The sequence below is a fragment of the Paractinoplanes tereljensis genome (assembly GCF_016862435.1).
Classification (GTDB): Bacteria; Actinomycetota; Actinomycetes; order Mycobacteriales; family Micromonosporaceae; genus Actinoplanes; species Actinoplanes tereljensis.
The window spans coordinates 109,076-127,586 of the sequence record NZ_BOMY01000024.1; the positions used below are offsets into that span (position 1 = coordinate 109,076).

At 72.7% G+C, this 18,511-nt stretch carries 17 protein-coding genes; 9 read left to right on the plus strand and 8 right to left on the minus strand.

The features are described from left to right. Positions 1 to 19 precede the first annotated feature (19 nt). The 3 genes from Ate02nite_RS18900 to lpdA all read right to left on the minus strand — a co-directional run bounded on the left by Ate02nite_RS18900 (position 20) and on the right by lpdA (position 4,265). Positions 20 to 937 carry a TIGR01777 family oxidoreductase gene (locus tag Ate02nite_RS18900; RefSeq protein ID WP_203807278.1) on the minus strand — a complete coding sequence of 306 codons (918 nt, stop codon included), beginning with the start codon at positions 935 to 937 and terminating at the stop codon, positions 20 to 22. A gap of 79 nt (positions 938 to 1,016) precedes the next feature. After that, positions 1,017 to 2,837 carry a 2-oxoglutarate dehydrogenase, E2 component, dihydrolipoamide succinyltransferase gene (sucB, locus tag Ate02nite_RS18905; protein ID WP_203807280.1) on the minus strand — a complete coding sequence of 607 codons (1,821 nt, stop codon included), beginning with the start codon at positions 2,835 to 2,837 and terminating at the stop codon, positions 1,017 to 1,019. Positions 2,838 to 2,873: 36 nt separating this feature from the next. Beyond that, positions 2,874 to 4,265 (minus strand): dihydrolipoyl dehydrogenase, encoded by a 1,392-nt coding sequence (gene lpdA, locus Ate02nite_RS18910; protein ID WP_203807282.1) that lies wholly within the window; start codon positions 4,263 to 4,265, stop codon positions 2,874 to 2,876. A 164-nt stretch (positions 4,266 to 4,429) separates the two neighbouring features. Between lpdA and Ate02nite_RS18915 the strand changes: the two genes are divergently transcribed. Then, a complete protein-coding gene (locus Ate02nite_RS18915; RefSeq protein ID WP_203807284.1) occupies positions 4,430 to 4,747 on the plus strand; it encodes a hypothetical protein in 318 nt (105 codons plus the stop codon). 131 nt (positions 4,748 to 4,878) lie between these two features. Here the strand turns inward: Ate02nite_RS18915 and Ate02nite_RS18920 are convergent, their stop codons facing one another. Next, entirely contained in the window at positions 4,879 to 6,414 is a 1,536-nt protein-coding gene (locus Ate02nite_RS18920; RefSeq protein ID WP_203807286.1) for a leucyl aminopeptidase, read from the minus strand. 136 nt (positions 6,415 to 6,550) lie between these two features. Between Ate02nite_RS18920 and gcvT the strand changes: the two genes are divergently transcribed. Both gcvT and Ate02nite_RS18930 read left to right on the plus strand, forming a co-directional pair. Then, complete coding sequence (gcvT, locus tag Ate02nite_RS18925; RefSeq protein ID WP_203807288.1) at positions 6,551 to 7,654, plus strand: glycine cleavage system aminomethyltransferase GcvT; 1,104 nt, start codon at positions 6,551 to 6,553, stop codon at positions 7,652 to 7,654. A 5-nt stretch (positions 7,655 to 7,659) separates the two neighbouring features. Beyond that, positions 7,660 to 8,031, plus strand: coding sequence for an MmcQ/YjbR family DNA-binding protein (locus Ate02nite_RS18930; protein WP_203807290.1), 372 nt, complete (start codon positions 7,660 to 7,662; stop codon positions 8,029 to 8,031). A 57-nt stretch (positions 8,032 to 8,088) separates the two neighbouring features. Here Ate02nite_RS18930 and cobS read toward each other — a convergent pair whose 3' ends face one another. Both cobS and Ate02nite_RS18940 read right to left on the minus strand, forming a co-directional pair. Then, positions 8,089 to 8,829: an adenosylcobinamide-GDP ribazoletransferase gene (gene cobS / locus Ate02nite_RS18935; RefSeq protein ID WP_203807292.1), complete on the minus strand. Its 741-nt coding sequence runs from the start codon at positions 8,827 to 8,829 to the stop codon at positions 8,089 to 8,091. Between the two features lie 252 nt (positions 8,830 to 9,081). Next, positions 9,082 to 11,025 carry a bifunctional adenosylcobinamide kinase/adenosylcobinamide-phosphate guanylyltransferase gene (locus Ate02nite_RS18940; RefSeq protein ID WP_203807294.1) on the minus strand — a complete coding sequence of 648 codons (1,944 nt, stop codon included), beginning with the start codon at positions 11,023 to 11,025 and terminating at the stop codon, positions 9,082 to 9,084. Between the two features lie 84 nt (positions 11,026 to 11,109). Here Ate02nite_RS18940 and Ate02nite_RS18945 point away from each other — a divergent pair, with 84 nt between their 5' ends. Together Ate02nite_RS18945 and Ate02nite_RS18950 are read left to right on the plus strand one after the other, a co-directional pair. Next, positions 11,110 to 11,307, plus strand: coding sequence for a hypothetical protein (locus Ate02nite_RS18945; RefSeq protein ID WP_203807296.1), 198 nt, complete (start codon positions 11,110 to 11,112; stop codon positions 11,305 to 11,307). Positions 11,308 to 11,310: 3 nt separating this feature from the next. Beyond that, on the plus strand, positions 11,311 to 12,141 hold the full coding sequence (locus Ate02nite_RS18950; protein ID WP_203807298.1) for a site-2 protease family protein: 831 nt from the start codon (positions 11,311 to 11,313) through the stop codon (positions 12,139 to 12,141). On the opposite strand, the gene Ate02nite_RS18955 is transcribed toward Ate02nite_RS18950, so the two are convergent. Both Ate02nite_RS18955 and Ate02nite_RS49725 read right to left on the minus strand, forming a co-directional pair. Then, positions 12,142 to 13,140, minus strand: coding sequence for an aldo/keto reductase family protein (locus tag Ate02nite_RS18955; RefSeq protein ID WP_203807300.1), 999 nt, complete (start codon positions 13,138 to 13,140; stop codon positions 12,142 to 12,144). A gap of 8 nt (positions 13,141 to 13,148) precedes the next feature. Next, the gene (locus Ate02nite_RS49725) at positions 13,149 to 15,455 is read right to left on the minus strand and encodes a WG repeat-containing protein (RefSeq protein WP_307873284.1); all 2,307 of its coding nucleotides are present in this window, start codon (positions 15,453 to 15,455) and stop codon (positions 13,149 to 13,151) included. On the opposite strand from Ate02nite_RS49725, the gene Ate02nite_RS18965 reads away from it, so the two are divergent. The 4 genes from Ate02nite_RS18965 to Ate02nite_RS18980 form a co-directional block, all read left to right on the plus strand. Further along, positions 15,454 to 15,858 carry a pentapeptide repeat-containing protein gene (locus tag Ate02nite_RS18965; RefSeq protein ID WP_203807319.1) on the plus strand — a complete coding sequence of 135 codons (405 nt, stop codon included), beginning with the start codon at positions 15,454 to 15,456 and terminating at the stop codon, positions 15,856 to 15,858. The genes Ate02nite_RS49725 and Ate02nite_RS18965 overlap by 2 nt on opposite strands. 81 nt (positions 15,859 to 15,939) lie before the next feature. Further along, positions 15,940 to 16,122 (plus strand): hypothetical protein, encoded by a 183-nt coding sequence (locus Ate02nite_RS18970; RefSeq protein ID WP_203807304.1) that lies wholly within the window; start codon positions 15,940 to 15,942, stop codon positions 16,120 to 16,122. A gap of 12 nt (positions 16,123 to 16,134) precedes the next feature. Further along, on the plus strand, positions 16,135 to 16,968 hold the full coding sequence (locus tag Ate02nite_RS18975; RefSeq protein WP_203807306.1) for a hypothetical protein: 834 nt from the start codon (positions 16,135 to 16,137) through the stop codon (positions 16,966 to 16,968). A 1,319-nt stretch (positions 16,969 to 18,287) separates the two neighbouring features. After that, the coding region (locus Ate02nite_RS18980; RefSeq protein ID WP_203807308.1) for a hypothetical protein at positions 18,288 to 18,511 on the plus strand (224 nt) is incomplete at its 3' end.

Sequence of the window (18,511 nt, forward strand, 5' to 3'; positions counted from 1 at the left end):
CACGCGCAGGTTAGCAAGCTCAGTTAGGAGCGACAGCCTCTCGGCCGACCGCAGCCTGCAGAGCACCCTCGATATCGGGGTACGCCCAGTGGAAACCGGCCCGCCGCAGCACCGCCGGGACCGCCCGCTGACTCACCTGCAACTCCTCGGCCAGGCCACCCAGCGCCAGGTCGAGCGCGAAGCCGGGCACCGCCAGCAGGGCCGGGCGGTGCAGGGCCCGGGCGAACGCGCGGGTGAACTCGGCGTTGGTGCACTGCTCGGCGCTGACCATGTTGACCGGGCCGGCGACGTCGTCGTGGTCGAGGAGGAACTCGGCGGCCCCGAGCCAGTCGGCCAGGGCGATCCACGCCATCCACTGCTTGCCGCCGCCGAGCTTGGCGCCGGCGCCCAGCTTGAACGGGATCAGCAGCTGCTTGATCAGCTCGCTCTCGCGGTCGATGACCGGGGCGGTGCGCAGCAGCACGACCCGGGTGCCGGCGTCCTCGGCCGGGCGGGCGGCAGCCTCCCAGACCCGGCACAGGTCGGCCAGGAAGGTCTTGCCGGCCGGGGCCTCCTCGGTGGTCGGGGTGTCCCCGGTGTCGCCGTACCACCCGGCGCCGGAGGCCTGCAGCATGGTGCGCGGGCGGTCGCCGGCCGGCAGGTTCTTGATCGCCCGGGCCAGCGTGCCGGTGGTGTCGACCCGGCTCGAGCGCAGCACGCTGCGGTAGTGGCCGGTCCAGCGCTTGTCGCCGATGTTCGCCCCGGCCAGGTTGATCACCGCGTCGGTGCCGGCCACCACGGCCGGGTCGAGCTGGCCCTGCGACGGCTGCCAGCCGGCCTCACCGGGGCCGGGATCGCTCTTCCGGACGAGCCGGGTGATCTCGTGGCCGGCGGCCGCGAGCCGGTCGGTCAGGCGCGTGCCGAGGAAGCCGGAAGCACCGGCCAGGAGAATCCGCATGACACCCATGATGCCCGGATTCGAACCCGTTCAAAACGAAGAAGGGGGCGCAACCGCGCCCCCTTCTTCGTGAAAAGCCTTACAGGCCGAGTTCGTACTCGAACTGGCCGCCCTGCAGGCGCTCCTTCAGGGTCACCAGGAAGCGGGCGGCGTCGGCGCCGTCCACGATCCGGTGGTCGTAGCTGAGTGCCAGGTAGACCATCGAGCGCGGCACGATCAGTTCACCCAGGTTGGGGTCCTCGACGACCACGGCCCGCTTGACCACCGCGCCGGTGCCGAGGATGCCGACCTGCGGCTGGTTGATGATCGGGGTGTCGAACAGCGCGCCCCGGCTGCCGGTATTGGTCAGCGTGAACGTGCCGCCGGAGATCTCGTCCGGGCCGATCCGGTTGTTGCGGGTGCGGTCGGCGACGTCCGCGATCCGCTTGGCCAGGCCGGCCAGGTTGAGGTCGCCGGCGTCCCGGATCACCGGGACGATCAGGCCCTTCGGGGTGTCCACCGCGACGCCCAGGTGCTCGGCGTCGTGGTAGGTGACCGTGCCGGCCTCCAGGTCGATCGACGAGTTGACCACCGGGTGCTGCTGCAGCGCCTCGACGGCGGCCAGGGCGAAGAACGGGTTGAAGGTGAGCTTCACCCCGTGCTTGGCCTGGAAGTCGGCCTTGGCCTTGGTGCGCAGCTGGGCGACCTTGGTGACGTCGACCTCGACGACCGTGGTGAGCTGGGCCGAGATCTGCAGCGACTCGACCATCCGGCGGGCGATGGTGGCCCGGGTGCGGGTCAGCTTCTCGGTGCGGCCACGCAGCGGGCTCGGCGCCGGCTTGGCCGCCGTGGCCTTCGGGGCAGCGGCGGCGGCCGGAGCGGCCGCGGGGGCCGGTGCCGGCTTGGCCTTGGCCGCCTCGGCGGCCTCGGCCGCGTCGAGCACGTCCTGCTTGCGGATGCGGCCACCCACGCCGGTGCCGGTCAGGGTGGACAGGTCCACGCCCTTGTCGGCGGCGAGCTTGCGCACCAGCGGGGTCAGGTAACCGGCGTCGCCGGCCCCGTTGGCCTGAACCGACTCGGCGGCCGGGGCGGCCGGCTGAGCCGGGGCCGGGGGAGCCGACGGGGCAGACGGTGCGATGTCCGGAGCCGGAGCCGACTCGATCTTCGGAGCCTCGGCCTTCGGAGCCTCGGCCTTGGGAGCCTCCGCTTTCGGCGCGGGCGCCGGGGCCTCTTCGGCCTTGGGAGCCGGCTTCGGGGCCTCGGCCTGCGGGGCCGGGGCGGCACCGGCAGCACCGATCACGGCGAGGACGGCACCGACGTCGGCCGTCTCGTCCTCCGGCACCTTGATCTCCAGCAGCGTGCCGGCGACCGGCGACGGGATCTCGGTGTCGACCTTGTCGGTGGAGACCTCGAGCAGCGGCTCGTCGGCCTCGATCTCCTCGCCGACCTGCTTGAGCCAGCGAGTCACGGTGCCCTCGGTGACGCTCTCGCCGAGCGCGGGCATCTTGACCTCGGTGCCCTCGCTCGAACCCGAGGACGCGGAAGCGGTCTGCGGGGCCGGGGCCTCCTCCTCGACCGGCTTCTCCGTCGACGGAGTGGCCGGGGCGGCGGGCTCGGGCTCCGGCTCGGCCTCAGCCTCGGGCTCGGCGGCCGGGGCCGGCGCGGCGGAACCCGCGTCCTCGCCGTCGCCGGAGATCACGGCGAGCTCGCTGCCGACGTCGGCCGTCTCGTCCTCGCCGACGACGATGCGGGTGAGCACGCCCGCGGCCGGCGACGGGATCTCGGTGTCGACCTTGTCGGTGGAGACCTCGAGCAGCGGCTCGTCGGCCTCGACGCGCTCGCCCTCCTGCTTGAGCCAGCGAGTGACGGTGCCCTCGGTGACGCTCTCACCCAGCCGCGGCATGGTGACCGATACCGGCATGTCTCAGAACTCCTTCTACCGCGTCGTCTCTAAAGGTCAGGCGTGTGTGTGCAGGGGCTTGCCGGCGAGTGCGAGGAACGCCTCGCCGAGTGCCTCGTTCTGCGTCGGGTGGGCGTGCACCAGCTGGGCGACCTCTTCCGGGAAGGCTTCCCAGTTGTAGATGAGCTGGGCCTCGCCGACCTGCTCGCTCATCCGGGCGCCGATCATGTGCAGGCCGATCACCGGGCCGTCCTTCTGGCGCACCAGCTTCACGAAGCCCTGCGTCTTGAGGATCTGGCTCTTGCCGTTGCCGCCGAGGTTGTAGTTGTACGTCTCGACCTTGTCGTCGCCGTACTTCTCCTTGGCCTTGGCCTCGGTCAGGCCCATCGAGGCGATCTCCGGGTCGCAGTAGGTGACCCGGGGGATGCCGGCCTCGTCGATGACCGGCGGGCGCAGGCCCGCGATCTCCTCGGCGACGAAGATGCCCTGCGCGAAGCCGCGGTGCGCGAGCTGCAGGCCGGGGACGATGTCGCCGACCGCGTAGATGTTGCCGACGCCGGTGTGCAGCCGCTCGTTGGTGATCACGAAGCCGCGCTCGAGCTTGACGCCCTGCTGCTCGTAACCGAGGTTGGCGGTGGTCGGGCCCCGGCCGACGGCGACCAGCAGGATCTCGGCCTCGACGGTCTCGCCGCCCTGGATGGTGACCTTCACGCCGCCGTCGGTCGGCTCGACCTTCTCGAACGGCTTGCCGACCTTGAAGTTGATCTTCCGCTTCCGGAACGAGCGCTCGAGCTGCTTCGAGACGTCCTCGTCCTCGAGCGCGACCAGGCGGGGGAGAGCCTCGATGATCGTGACGTCGGCGCCCAGCGACTTCCACACGCTGGCGAACTCGACGCCGATCACGCCGCCGCCGAGCACGATCGCCGAGGTGGGCACCCGGTCGAGCTTGAGGGCGTGCTCACTGGTCAGGACCCGCCGGCCGTCGACCTCGAGGCCGGGCAGCGAGCGGGAGTAGGAGCCGCTGGCCAGGATGACGTTGCGACCGGTGTAGCGCCGGCCGGCCACCTCGACCGTGTCCTTGGCGACGAGCTTGCCCTCGCCGGCCACCACGGTGATGTTCTTGTTGTGCGTGAGCAGGCCGGTCAGACCCTTGTACAGACGGGCGACGACACCGTCCTTGTACGAGTTCACCGCCGCCATGTCGATGCCCAGCAACTCGGCCTTGATGCCGAACTGCTCGGCCTCGCGCGTCTGATCGGCGATCTCGGCGGCGTGCAGCATCGCCTTGGTCGGGACGCAGCCGCGGTGCAGGCAGGTGCCGCCCAGCTCGGCCTTGTCGATCAGCGCTACGGAGAGGTCGAGCTCGGCGGCGCGCAGGGCGGCCGCGTAACCACCGCTGCCGGCACCGAGGATGACGATGTCGAAGGTTCCGCCGTTCGGCTGGCTCACGTTGACTCCAGTGGTCGCATCGTCGCCATGTGGGTCACACAATGGAAACGGTCACAGTATGTCCAAGCCATCTTGTCACTTATGGAACCGCTCGATGCAGTCAGGTGCCCACCAGCGTGCCCGCGCGTCGTACCCTTGCCGCAATTGACTGTGAGGAGCGGGCGGTGGCGTGGTTTCGGCGGGGCAGCAAGCCGGGACGACCGGCGGGGCGGCCGGTCGATCGTGCCGATCTTGAGTATTTGGCGGAGTTCGTCCGCAGTCGGCGTGGCGTGGAGGCGTTCATCGAGCCGCGCACGACCGTGACCGAAACCACGGTGTTGCTCGTGGCACACGACGGCGAGTGGACCCGCCGGCGCACCGAGTCGCCGGAGATCGCCCGCCGCTGGGCGCACGGCCTGTCAGTCCCGATCTACGACATCGCCCTGCTCGGTTACCCCCAGCGCATGCGGGATTACAACGAGCGGCAGAAGCGGCAGAGCTAGTTGGCTCCGCTTCGCTCCGCGGGCAATCGCCCCTTCGGGGCCGATGAGCGGGAAGCCAATTTCCGGCACCGCAAACCCCGCGGCGACGAAAATCGACTGCCCGCTCATCGGCGGGGCGATTGCGGACTGGGTCAGGCCAGGTCGTCGATCGCCTGCAGCAGGGTGCGGATCGGGACGCCGGTGCCGCCCTTGGTCCAGTAACCGGTGGCCTCGCCGGCGTGGTAACCCGGGCCGGCGATGTCGATGTGCGCCCACTCGACGCCCTCGGCCACGAACTCGCGCAGGAACACGCCGCCCTGCAGCATGTGCCCGGCCCGGTCGAGGCTCGAGTTGGTCTGGCAGATGTCGGCGATGTCCGACTCCATGCCCTTGCGCACCTCTTCCGGCAGCGGCATCGGCCAGGCCGGCTCGCCGACCTTGTCACCGGCCGCCCGGATCAGCTCGGTGGCCGGGTCGGAGCCCATCAGGCCGGCGATCCGCTTGCCCAGCGCGACCACCTGCCCGCCGGTGAGCGTGGACGCCTCCAGCACGTAGTCGGTGCCGTCCTGGCAGGCCCGGGCGATCGCGTCGCCGAGCACCATGCGCCCCTCGGCGTCGGTGTTGAACACCTCGACCCGCTTGCCGTTGAACATGGTGATCACGTCACCGGGCCGGTACGCCGAGCCGGACGGCATGTTCTCCGCCATCGCCAGGTAGCCGCTGACCGCCACGCCCGGCTTGAGCGCGGCCACCGCGAGCATCGCCGCGCCGATCGCGGCCGCGCCGGCCATGTCCGACTTCATCTCCCACATGCCGGCGCTCGGCTTGATGCTGATGCCGCCGGTGTCGAACGTGATGCCCTTGCCGACCAGCGCCACCCGCTTCGGCGACTCGACGCCCGCCGGCGTGTAGCTGAGCTTCACCAGCCGGGGCGGTGCCTCCGAACCCTGGCCGACCGCGACGATCCCGCCGTACCCGCCGGCCTTCAGCTCGTCGAAGTCGAGCACCTCGACCTCGAGCCCGGAACCCTGCGCGGCCGCCACCACCGCGTCGGCGAACGACGGCGGGCGCAGCTCGTTGGGCGGCATGTTGACCCAGTCCCGGGCCAGCCGCACCGAGCGGGCCACCACCTCGGCCCGGCTCACCTCGGCCTTCGCCGCCTCGTCGGCCGCGTCCGGCACGTGCACCTGGAGCGTCGCGACCGGGTCGCGGCGGTTCGGCTGCGGCTTGGTCTTGTAACCGGCGAACTTGTAGCCGCCGAGCAGCGCACCCTCGAGGATGGCCCGCAGCACGCCGGGCGCGTCCTCGTCGTCGGGCAGCGGCAGGGCCAGCGCCACCGTCTCGCTGCCGGCCAGCGCGCGCACCGCCGCACCGGTGCCCCGGCGCAGTTTCTCCAGTTCCGGGGCGGAACCGGACGGCTCGTCCCCGAGACCGACCGCGACGATCAGCGGCGCCGCGATCGTGCCGAGCGTGGCCAGCTTGGTCACCTCGCCCGGCGCGCCGCTCGCGCCGAGCAGCGCGAGCGTCGAGGTCAGCTTCCCGTCGAACGCGGCGGCGATGCTCTCAGCACCGGCCGCGGGGAGCAGGGCTCCGCCGTCGTCGGGCTGGCTGTGCAGGCCGATGACGATGGCATCGACGGCCAATTCGGCCGGGTCGGTGTCGACCAGGGCGAGGCTGGGCTGGCTCACGGGCTCTCCGGGACTTCGGGGCCGGCGTCCTCATGGGCGCGCCGGCTGGTCGGTGGATTCCCCGGTGCGATGGCTCCGGGTGAAGGGCGTCCCCGCGACAATAACGACTCCCAAGGTCACGGGTAAGTTGACTCTCATGTCTGCCGACGTCGCCGATGCCCTTTTTCGTTCGCCGCTGCACGAGCGCCACCTCGCGCTGGGTGCCAAGCTGGCCGCCTTCGGCGGCTGGGAGATGCCCCTGGAGTACGCCGGAGGCGGCGTCCTGAAGGAGCACGCCGCCGTGCGCGAGGCGGCCGGGGTGTTCGACGTGTCGCACCTCGGAAAGTCGCGTGTGCGGGGGACCGGGGCGGCCGCGTTCGTGAACTCCTGCCTCACCAACGACCTGGGCCGCATCCAGCCCGGCCAGGCGCAATACACGCTGTGCTGCGACGAGACCGGCGGCGTCGTCGACGACCTGATCGCCTACCTGTTCGCCGACGACCACGTCTTCCTGATCCCGAACGCGGCGAACACCGCCGAGGTGGTCCGCCGCCTCACCGCCGCCGCGCCGGCCGGCCTCACCATCACCGACGAGCACCGGGACTATGCGGTGCTGGCCGTGCAGGGCCCGTCCTCGGCCGAGATCCTCGGCAAGCTGGGCCTGCCGACCGGGCACGACTACATGTCGTTCGACCTGGCCACGCTGGGCACCGCCGAGCTGATCGTCTGCCGCACCGGCTACACCGGCGAGCACGGCTACGAGTTGGTCGTGCCGTGGGACGACGCGACCGCGGTGTGGGACGCGATCGTCGCCGCCGGGGTGCGCCCGTGCGGGCTGGGCGCGCGCGACACGCTGCGCACCGAGATGGGTTACCCGCTGCACGGCCAGGACCTCTCCCTCGACATCAGCCCGGTGCAGGCCCGCTCCGGCTGGGCGGTGGGCTGGTCGAAGCCGGAATTCTGGGGCCGCGAGGCCCTCCTGACGGAGAAAACCCAGGGTCCGCGTCGCCTTCTGCGCGGCCTGGAACTGACCGGCCGCGGAATCCCCCGCGGTCACATGCGGGTGTACGCCGGTGAGCAGTCGATCGGCGAGACGACAAGCGGCACCTTCTCGCCGACGAAGAAGGTCGGCATCGCGCTGGCCCTGATCGACACCGCGGCCGGGATCGCCGACGGTGACCTGGTCGAGATCGACATCCGGGGCCGGCGGATCGAGGCCAAGGTGGTCAAGCCGCCGTTCGTGCAGCCGTCGGTGCGGTGAGCCCGGTGGGCGTCACCTACGAGCAGCTGCGGGACTGGGTGCTGGCGCTGCCCGGCACCCGCGAGGTGTTCGTCGAGCAGTGGGGGCACCCGACGCTGCGCTACGGCGACAAGATGTTCGCCTCGGGCCGCCCCGACTCGCCGCAGGCCACCGTGAAGGCCTCCCTGGAAGACCAGGCCGAGCTGATCGCGAGCGCCCCCGAGGTGTACGCGAAGTCGCAGTACACCGGCCGCTTCGGCTGGGTGCGGGTCGAACTCGCCAAGGCCGACCCGGACGAGCTGCGCCAGGTGGTGATCGAGGCCTGGCGGCGGACCGCGCCGAAGCGGGTGGTGGCCGCCTACGACGCAGCGCAGGGTTACGGCCCAGCGGAGGGTTAAGGCTCGGCGGAGGGTTAAGGCTCAGCGCAGGGTCACGGGTCGGCGGAAGGTTACGGCTCAGCGCAGGGAGAGGCCGACCAGGGCCAGCGTTGTCGCCAGCTCCACGGCGGCGCCCAGCACGTCGCCGGTGATGCCGCCGAAGCGGCGTGCGGCATGCCGCAGCAGCAGGACCACCGCCAGCAGGGCGACGGCGACGGCGACCGGCCCCTGCCATGGCCGGCCCGGGGTCGCGGCCGCAGCCGCGACCGTCACGATGATCGCGGCCCCCAGCGCGACCGGCACCGGGACCGTGCCCGCCACCAGGGCGCCCAGACCCTCGGGCCGGGCCGCCGGCACGCCCCGGCGGCAGGCCAGAGTGATCGCCACCCGGCCGGCCGCGAACGCCGCGATCAGCACCCACGGCGAGATTGTCGCCAGCGAAGCGGTCTGAATCAGCAGGGTCAGCGCGATAGCGGCTACCCCGAACGGCCCGATATCGGACTTCTTCATGATTTCCAGGGCAGCGTCGCCCTGCTTGTAGGACCCCAGCGCGTCCACGGTGTCGGCCAGCCCGTCCAGGTGCATGCCCCGGCTGAGCAGCGCCGCCGCCGCGACCGTGACGGCCGCCGCCACCAGCGGCTGAGCGCCGGCCTCGCGCAGCCCCCAGAGAAGCGCAGCAAGTACGGCCCCCAGCGCCGCGCCAACGGCTGCGGCCAGCGACATCGCCCAGCGCGCGGCTTCCCGATCCACCCGCCCGCCACGCACCGGAAAAACGGTCAGCGTCGTAACCGCCAGCCGCAGCCCGGCCCCCGCGCTCACCGCCCGCCTTCCGAGCCAGGCCAACGGCCGCAGCTCGCGCTGTGGGCGTGGCTTGCGCTGTAGGCGGCGTTGACGCCGAGGCTGGGGCCGGCATTCATGCTGCGGCCATTGCCAGAGGGTGTTGAGCGTCGCCCGCGAGGCGGGATCGTAGGTCCGCGATGTGGGAGGCCCGCCCGGCTGGCAGCCTCGGCACTTGCGGGCACCGCGCCAGCAAAAGCCAACGAGATGCCCGAATGCCTGCGAAACACCCGCTTACTCGCCGGTTGAGGCCGGGCCTGGGCCGTCCGGGGTCGGCTCGGCGAAGTCGATGTCGGCGTCGTCGTTGGGGACGATCAGGTCGGTCAGGCCGCCGTCGCCCGGCTCGGTGAGCAGCGCGGGGTGCACCGGCGCGGCCGCGGCCAGGCCGATCGCGGTGCGCAGCAGCGGGAGTGCGGCCAGGGCGTTCGCGCCCTCGCCCAGGCCCAGCCCGAGGTCGAGCACCGGGTCCAGGCCGAGCACGTCGGCGCCCTGCCGGACCAGCTCCACGCCGCCGTCGTCGACAAGCAGCGACCAGTGCCGGATCTGGCTGCCGATGTCCCGGGCGACAAGCGCCGCCGCGATGCCGACCGGGCCGTCCAGCAGCACCGGCAGGCGCCGGGACGCGGCGCCCAGCAGCGCACCGGCCGCCACCGCCAGGTCGGCGCCGCCGAGCTCGCGCAGGATGTCCTTGGCGCCGCGCGGCTCCTGGCGGATCCGGTGCAGCGTGTCCCGGACGGCCGCGCAGCGGGTCATCCAGGCCTCGTCGTCGTAGCGGCCGCCCGGCTGCAGCACCCGGGGCAGCACCGCGACCGCCTCGGCGGCCGTGGTGGCGGCCGAGATCGCGGCGGCGACCGCGTCGGTGCCGACCCCGATCGAGGCCAGCACCAGCAGGTCCCGGCCCGCGTCGGCGGCGGCCTCGGCGAGCCGCCAGCCCTGCCGCAGCGCCACCTCGACGGCGGCGTCGTCGATCACCGGGCCGTCCTCCATGGCGCCGGCCCGGGCCACCCGCAGCACGGCGATGTCGGCGCCGGCCTGACCGGCCAGCCGGCTTAGCACGCCCTCGCCGTGTTCGACCTCGGCGACCCGGCGCTCGACGTCGGCCGGGTCGTCACCGGCCGCGGCGCCGCCGCCGTGACCGCCGGCGATCAGCAGCACGCGGGGGGAGTTCCAGGCGCGGGGGATCGTGGTGCCCTGGGAGCCGGCCGCGAACTCGACCACCTCGACCAGCGCGCCGAGCCCGGCCCCGGCGAAGTCGACGTCGACCAGGCGGTCGCGGGCGTCCGGCCCGGCGTCGCTGTCCGGCATCGGCAGGTCCATGCCCGGCTCGATCGCGACCAGCCCGCCGATGGTCGGCAGTTGCTGGGTGGGTTCATGCAGCACGGCGCCGGCCGCCGACGGCTCGGCGGTCGCCGGCGCAACAAGCTGAGGCGCGGCGTCCGCCGAGGTCTCAGCGTCCGGAGTAACCGGCGCGACCAACTGAGGCTCGGCCGCCGGTTCGGCGTCGGCCACGCCGTCGCCTGCCGCCGCGCCCGCGCCCGCAACGCCCGCGCCGGGGGCGTCTGAGGCCGTAGTGCTGACGCGGGACGCTTCCTTTTGGCGGGACAAATCCGAAATGTCGGTGGATACCGCCGCGTCCGGGCCCTTCAGCCAGATCGCGCGGCCGGCGACTACCAGCGCCACCCGGTCGCAGGCGTCGGCCAGGGCCTGGTTCGTCGTGCCCAGGGCGTCGGCGAAAGCTCGGCCGACCGGGGTCGTCGGCACCAGGGCCAGGCCGACCTCCGGGCTCACCAGCACGACACGCCCGGCGCACGAACGTACCGCGGCGGCCAGGGCGGCCACGTCGGCCTCGTCGTCGTTGGGCTGCCGGGCCGGGTCGAGGAGCGCCGCCACCCAGCCGCCGAGGTCGTCCACCAGGAGCGTGTCGTCCGGCTTGGTGTCGGCCAGCAGCGCGGTCAGGCGAACCGGGTCGGCCCCGGTCTCCTCGGTCGACCAGGACTGTGGCCTGCGCTGCTGATGCGCTTCGATCCGCCCGCGCCACTCCGGGTCGTCCTCGCCGCCCACGGCCGTGGCTACGTACCGCACCGAGGCGGCGTCCGCGACCAGCGCCTCGGCGAACGCCGACTTGCCGGACCGGATCCCGCCGAGGACCAGGACGGTGTTCCACCGATCATCGGACATGCCCCGTACCTTAAGGCCGGGCCGCACAGACGGACGCCGTAGGGTGGAGGCCGCACCGAGCACAGACGTGAGGGGGAACGGCGGATGCCGTGGAGTTGGCGGTACGAGAACGTCGACGGACAGTCCGTGGCCGGCCCGGCCGAGACGTTCAGCAGCCAGGCCGACGCCGAGTCGTGGATCGGCCAGGAGTGGCGTGAACTGGCCGGATCGGGCGTCGCCCAGGTCGTCCTGGTCGAGGACGAACGGGTCGACTACCAGATGAGCCTGCTCCCGGCGGATTAGCGGATGACTTACGAACCGGTCTACACCCGCACCCCGCGCAACGCGTTCGTGCCGAGCCCGGTCTTCGTCGGCATTGTCGCCGTCTTCGGCGTGAGCGGCTGGATGACCTGGACCGGCTTCGGCAACGTCCGGGTCGACGTCTTCCTGTTCATCATCACCGGCTGGCTGCTGTCGCTGTGCCTGCATGAGTACGCACACGCCATCATCGGTTACTTCTCCGGCGACAAGAGCGTGGCCGACCGCGGTTACCTGCGGCTCAACCCGCTCAAATACACCAGCCCGCTGCTGTCCATCGTGCTGCCGGTGATCGTGGTGATCCTCGGCGGCATCGGCCTCCCGGGCGGCGCCGTCTGGATCGACCACCAGCACATCCGCAGCCGGGTCAAGGACTCCCTGATCAGCGCGGCCGGCCCGCTGACCAACGTGGTGCTGGCCCTGGTCATGGCGGTGCCGTTCTGGATCGGGGTGGGCCCGAAGATCGTTTCGACGGTCTCCGGGGAATACCAGCTGACCGGCCAGACCGCGCACCTGGAGTTCTGGAGTGCCCTCGCGGCCCTGGCGTTCCTGCAGATCACCGCGAGCGTGCTCAACTTCCTGCCGATCCCCGGCCTGGACGGCGGCAGCATCATCGCGCCGTGGATGAGCCCGGCCTACCAGCGGGCGTGGAACCTCTTCGCGCCGTACGGCTTCATCCTGCTCTTCTTGGCTCTTTGGCAGACAAGCCTCGGTCAGTACTTCTTCGACGTCGTCTTCTGGCTGGGCGAGCGCCTCGGGTTGTCCGAGGCGCTCATCCAGGTAGGACTTCAGCTGATGCGGTTCTGGTCCGGGAGTTAGCTACGGACGGCGGGCGGGGCTCACGGTCTTGGCCGGGTCCCGCTCGGCCACCGGGTCCAGCACCGCGTCGATCGCCTTCATCAGGTCGGCTTCCAGCCGTACGCCCGAGGCCTTGACGTTGTCTTTGACCTGCTCCGGGCGCGAAGCGCCGATGATCGCGGCGGAGACGTTGGAGTTCTGCAGAACCCAGGCCACCGCCAGCTGGGCCATCGACAGGCCGGCCTGTTCGGCGAGCGGCTTCAGACCGGCCACCGCGGTCAGCACCTCGTCGGTGAGCAGCCGGGAGATGAAGTTCGCGCCGCTCTTCTCGTCGGTCGCCCGGGAACCGGCCGGCGGCTGCTCGCCCACCGCGTACTTGCCGGAGAGCACCCCCTGCGCGATGGGTGAGAAGACCACCTGGCCGACGCCCAGCTCGATCGAGGTGGGCACCACCTCGGCCTCGATGACCCGCCAGAGCGCGGAGTACTGCGGCTGGTTCGACACGAACGGGATCTTCAGATCCTGAGCCATCTCCCATCCGGCCCGGATCTGGGTGGCGTTCCACTCGGACACCCCGATGTAGAGCGCCTTGCCGGACCGCACCACGTCGGCGAACGCCTGCATGGTCTCCTCGAGCGGCGTCGAGTAGTCGTAGCGGTGGGCCTGGTAGAGGTCGACGTAGTCGGTCTGCAACCGGCGCAGCGAACCGTCGATCGACTCCATGATGTGCTTGCGGGACAGGCTGCGGTCGTTGGGGCCGGGCCCGGTCGCCCAGAAGACCTTGGTGAAGATCTCCAGGCCCGCGCGGCGCTCACCCTGCAGCGCCCGGCCCAGCACCTCCTCGGCGCGGCCGCCCGCGTAGACGTCGGCGGTGTCGAAGGTGGTGATCCCCTCGTCGAGGGCGGCCCGCACGCAGGCTACTGCGGCGTCCTCCTCGACCTGAGAACCGTGGGTGATCCAGTTGCCGTAGGCGATCTCACTGATGAGCAGGCCGGAACGGCCGAGATGACGGAACTCCATAGATCCATTTATAGAACGGGACGCCCGTCGGTCAGCAACCGGTCCAGCTCATCCAGTACGTCGGTCTGCTCCTTGTACTTCAACTCGATCAGCATCTTGCCCTCGCGATCGAGCGCGCCCCACAGCCCGTACTGGTCGGCGATCAGGAACGCCACCGGGTGGATCACCACCGCCACGTGCACCGGCTCGACGATCATCTGCCCGTTCCGGTCGACCACGCCGAACCGCTCGCCCACGTCCACCACGGCCAGGCCCTCGTCGGTGAAGCCCTCGATCGGCCCACCCGACACCAGCGGGGTCAGGAACCCGCGGAACCGGGGCTGCACCACGACCCGCCCGTGCCGGTCGATCGCACCCCAGCCGCCGCGCCGGATCAGCGCCAGCCCGTGGTGGAACGGCTTCGCGTCCTCGAAACCGCCCGGCACGATCAGCCGGTTCTGCCGGTCGATCGCATACCAGCCGCCCGCCTCGTCCCGGGACACCCAGGCCAGGCCGTCGGCGAACCGCTCGGCCGCCCGATAACCCGACGACGCGTCGATGACCACCTCGCCGGTCAGGTCGATCAGCTCCCAGGCCGGCGACTCCGGCCGGCGCACCCAGGCCAGCCCGTCCGCGAACGGCTGCGCCTGCGCGTACCGCGGCGCCACGGCCCCTACGTAACCCCACAAACCCGACCGCTCATCGCGGATCGGACGCGGCGGCTCGGTGCGGCCCAGGATCTCGTCCCGGGTACGCGGATAGGGTCCCCAGTCGCCACCCCGGGTGAACCGGGTGATCGTGTCGAGAGCCAGCTCGATCCGCTCCACCAGGTCCGGGTCGGCCCCCTTACGCAGGTCGAGAGCCGTCTCGAAGTGGTTCATCGCCTCCAGGTAGCGCCCCTGGTCGAACGCCGACCGCCCGGCCAGCTCATGCACCTCGGCCCGAAGCCGCGACGGCAACTCCGGCGAACTGGCCTCCGCGTAGAGCAGGTCGGCCTCCGCGTACTCGCCGCGCCACTGCAGCACGTGCCCCAGCCGAGCCTGGACGATCGCGGTCCGCCGCAGCTCACCGGTGGCCTTGGCATGCGCGAGCGCCTGCCGGCCGTCGGCCTCGGCGGCCTCCAGCTCACCGAGCAGCCGCTGCGCGACCGCCCGCAGCCCGAGCAGGCGGGCGCGCACGGCGTCCCGCTCGGCGTACTCCAGCTTGTCGGTCAGCCGATCAACCACCACCCACATCGGGTCCGGGTCGTCGATCTCCTCGCGCAGCGTTTCCGGATCAAACGCCCAGGGGTACGCCGCGAGCACCTGCTCAGGGTCGCCTCGCCGCGCTTTCGCGTCGATCGGCGGCCGCTGCCGAATCGGCGCACGCTTCACCGGGGTGCTTTCCGGGGCGGCGGGCGGTGCGCTGGCCGGCTGGTCAGCGGGGGTCGCGAGCGGGGTGTCGGGGGTGCTGGCCGTGGCCGCTTCGGCCTCGCCGGTGGTCTCAGCGCCGGCCCCCGGGGTGGGTTCAGCGTCGGCTTGCGGCTCGACCTGGGCTGTCGGCTCGGCCTCGATCTGCGGCTCGGCTTGGGCTTGTGCCTCAGCCTCGACCTGCGGCTCGACCTGCGGCTCGGCCTGGGCTTGCGGCTCAGCTTGGACCTGCGAGTCGGCCTGGGCCTTGACCTCAGCTTCGATCTGCGGCTCGGCCGTTGCCTGCGGCGCGACCTGGGCTTGCGGCTCGGCTGTTGCCTGCGCGTCGGTCCGGGCTTGCGGCTCGGCCTGGAATTGCGGCTCGGCCCGGGCGTCTGACTCGGCGTCGGCCTGCGGCTCGGCGTCGGCCTGCGGCTTGGTCTCGGCCTGCGGCTCGGCTTCGGCACCGGGCTTGAGCTCGGCTGCGGGCTCAGCGACGGGTTCGGCGTGAGCCTTGGCCTCGGGCCGGGATTCGGTCTGCAACCCGAGGTTGTCTTGCGACGTGGAGTAGGCCGGCGAATCGAGTTCGACGTCCGGCTCGGACTCGGCCGCGGGCACGGCCGCGGCGACGGTGCCGATTTCGGCCTCCGGCTCCGGCTCGGTCGGCGAATCCGGCGCGAATGTCGGCCATGCCGTCGCGGCGGTTGCGGGCGCGGGGGCTGAGAACGGCGATTCGATGGCCGGTTGCTCGGGGTCGACGGCGGTGGGCTGACCGGCGGGGAGGATGACCTCGGCCTCGACCCACATAGCGTCCACCGGCTCGATGTCGACCAGCTCCGCGTCGACCGGATCGGCATCGACCAGTTCGGCGCCGAACGGGCCGGGCTCGGCGTGGGTAGGGCTCACCGGCGCAGTGCTGATCGGCATCGCGCTTACCGGTGTCGTCATGACCGGCTCGGATTCGCCGGGAGCCGCGCTGACCGGCGCGAAGCTGACCGGTGTTGCGCTGACCGGTGTTGCGCTGACCGGCGCGAAGCTGACGGGTGTTGCGCTCACGGGTGTTGCGCTCACGGGTGTTGCGCTCACGGGTGTTGCGCTCACGGGTGTTGCGCTCACGGGCGTGGCGCTGACCGGTGTGGCGCTGATCGGCGTGGCGCTGGCGGGTGTGGCGCTGATCGGTGTCGTGCTCGCGGGCGCGGCGCTGACCGGCGTGGCGGTCGCCGGGTTGTGGTCGAGTGGGGTGGTGTCCGCCGGTGCCGCGCTGACCGGGCTTGTGTTGAACGGGGTCGCGCTGGTCGGTCGCATGCCGAACGGCGTCTCACCGGACGGCCGCACGTCGAACGTCGTGTAGTCCGACGGGGCGGCGCTGACCGGGGTGCTGCTGACCGGCGATCCGTAGGGCGAGAAAGCCCTGGTCTCGGATCCGGCCGGGGTGGCGCTGATCGGGGTGCTGCTGGGCCTGGCCTCGAACGACGTGAAGCCTGAAGGGTCGGCTTCGACCGGGGTGGCGCTGATCGGTGTCGCGCTGACCTGGGCATTGCGGGGCTGGGCCGCGAACGACGAGAAGTCGGTGGGCTCGGCGCTGACCGGGGTGTTGCTGGCCGGCGATCCGTAGGGCGAGAAGTCGGTGGGGACGGCTTCGGCCGGGGTGGCGCTGATCGGTGTCGCGCTGACCTGGGCGTTCGCCGGGGCATCGAACGGCGCGAAGCTGGTGGGCTCCGGCTCGGCGCGGGTGGCGCTGATGGGCGTGGCGCTGATCGGCGTCGCGCTGACCTGGGCGCTCGTCGGGGCATCGAACGGCGCGAAGCTGGTGGGCTCCGGGTCGGCGGGGGTGGCGCTGATGGGCGTGGCGCTGATCGGAGCCGGTGGGGCCGATTCGGCGGCCGGGTTCTCGGCCGAGGTCGGGTCCGGCTCCGGGTCGGTGCCGGCCGGGGTCACGATCGGGAAGGAGCCGGTGCCGGGGACGAACCAGCTCTGCTTCGGCGGTGCGCCGCTGACGGGGGCGTCCTCGCCGGCGGTTGCGTATGCCTCCGGCTCCTGGAACTGCTCCGCTGCCGGGACAGTCGGCGCGCCGGAGATGGGCCACGCCGAGACCGGCGTGGCCGAGACGGGCGCGGCGGAGATCGGCGTGGCCGAGACGGGGACGGCCGAGGCCGGGGCGGCGGATACCGGGGCCGTCTCTACCGGGTCGAGCGGCACCTGCGTGGGTGCTCCGAGGCCGCTCATCGAAAGCAGCCAGCCCAGGCCGTGCCCCTCGGGCTCGGCCTCGGGCTCGGGGGACGGCGGCGTGGTCTCCGCGTCGGGGGCGGCGGGGGTGGCGGTGCGCGCCCAGGCCGACTCGGCCCAGTCCGGCTCCGGCTCCGGCTCGGTGACGGTGGCCGGCGGTGCGGTGACCGGTTCGACGCCGGAACCCGCGGTCGGGCCCTCCGGCAGCGTGAACGCCGCGTCGACCGGAGCGTAGGCGTGGTCCTCCGGCACCGGGTAGGGCTGCGCGGTGGTCGGCCGGGTCGCGCCGAACGAGGTCTCGTCGGACGGGCCAGAGCCGGCCTGCGAGGGGAATGGGGGATTGTCGTTCGGCGCCGAACCACCGGAGATCGGCCGGCCCGCGACCGGCGGAGACGGGTAGGCGTGCCCGGAGGCCGGCTGGGTCTGGTCGGCCCCGGGCCGCGAGAACGACCGCGGATAGGCGTCCTCGGCGGCGGACGCGGCCACCGGCCGGCCCTGGCCGGCCCTGGACGCCGAGTCCGGCGGCTGGTAGGCACGGTCGGTCCCGGGCGCCGGAGTCGGCGGCAGGTAAGCGCGGTCGTCCGCTGCCGCGGAGACCGGTCGCGGGTAGCCCTGACCCGTCGCGGGTGCGGAGACCGGCCGTGGATAGCTCTGGCCCGTCGCGGGTGCGGAGACCGGCCGTGGGTAGCCCTGGTCGGTCCGGGGTGCGGAGACGGGTGGCGGGTAGCTGTGGTCGGCCGCAGGTGCGGAGACCGGGCGTGGGTAGCCCTGGTCGGCTCTGGGAGCCGCGGCCTGCGGCGGGTAGCTGCGGTCGGCCGGCGGCGCCGAGGCTGGTCGTTGGTGGCCCTGGTCTGGCGCCGGGCGTGCGTAGCCCTGGTTGATCGCGGGGGCGGAGGCCGATCGTGGGTAGCCCTCGGGGCCGGCGACCGGCGGGGGGTAGCCCTGGTCGGCCGCGGCTGCGGAAACGGGCCGTGGGTGGCTCTGGTCGGCCGCGGGGGACGGCGCCGGCCGAGGTTGGGACTGGCCGGCCGCCGGGGCGGAGACCGGTCGATAAGCCTGGTCGGCTGCGGGCGCGGACACCGGGCGCGGGTAGGCACCCGCGTCGGCGGGGCCCATCTGGCCGGGGCCGGAGACCGGGCGGGCCTGGCCGGGCACGCTGGGATAGATCGGCGACGGCTGCGACGGCTGCGACGGGGTGACCCGGGTCGGCTGCGGCGCGGGGCGGGCGGGCGCGGGGCTGCCTACCTCGGGCGCGGGGCGCAGGTCGAACGGTGCGTCCACCCGGCGACCGGTCGGGCGCTGGGCGTCGGGGCGGGTCGGGAAGGCGTCCGCCGGGGCGGGCCGGGCGCTGCCGTAGACGCCGGTGCCGGCCGGCGACACCGGGCGCGGGCCCGCTGCCGGTCGTGGCTCCTGGTAGGGCGGCTCGGGCGTCTCGTCGGGGCGGCGGCCGTAGTAGGGCTGGCGTGCGGCGCCGTAGACGTGGGGACCCTGCTGCTGCGGTGGCTGCGGCCGACCGCCGGCCGGCGGTGCCGACCGCGGCGCCGCGGACTGCGAATGCCCTTGCGGCGTCTGCAGGCGCGGATCACGGTGCTGCTGCCCATCGCGCTGGGGGTCGCGGTGTTGCTGCGCATCGCGCTGCTGTTCGCGCTGGGGGTCGCGGTGCTGCTGCCCATCACGCTGCTGGTCGCGCTGCGGGTCGCGGTGCTGCTGCCCATCACGCTGCGCGTCGCGCTGCGGGTCGCGGTGCTGCTGCCCATCACGCTGCGCGTCGCGCTGCG

Coding starts and splice junctions, on each gene's coding strand:
- Ate02nite_RS49725 (WP_307873284.1), bottom strand. CDS start 15,455: ATGACGACACCGGTAAGCGCGATGCCGATCAGCACTGCGCCGGTGAGC.
- Ate02nite_RS18945 (WP_203807296.1), top strand. CDS start 11,110: ATGCCGTGGAGTTGGCGGTACGAGAACGTCGACGGACAGTCCGTGGCC.
- gcvT (WP_203807288.1), top strand. CDS start 6,551: ATGTCTGCCGACGTCGCCGATGCCCTTTTTCGTTCGCCGCTGCACGAG.
- Ate02nite_RS18950 (WP_203807298.1), top strand. CDS start 11,311: ATGACTTACGAACCGGTCTACACCCGCACCCCGCGCAACGCGTTCGTG.
- Ate02nite_RS18940 (WP_203807294.1), bottom strand. CDS start 11,025: ATGTCCGATGATCGGTGGAACACCGTCCTGGTCCTCGGCGGGATCCGG.
- sucB (WP_203807280.1), bottom strand. CDS start 2,837: ATGCCGGTATCGGTCACCATGCCGCGGCTGGGTGAGAGCGTCACCGAG.
- Ate02nite_RS18900 (WP_203807278.1), bottom strand. CDS start 937: ATGCGGATTCTCCTGGCCGGTGCTTCCGGCTTCCTCGGCACGCGCCTG.
- Ate02nite_RS18965 (WP_203807319.1), top strand. CDS start 15,454: ATGACCGGCTCGGATTCGCCGGGAGCCGCGCTGACCGGCGCGAAGCTG.
- Ate02nite_RS18955 (WP_203807300.1), bottom strand. CDS start 13,140: ATGGAGTTCCGTCATCTCGGCCGTTCCGGCCTGCTCATCAGTGAGATC.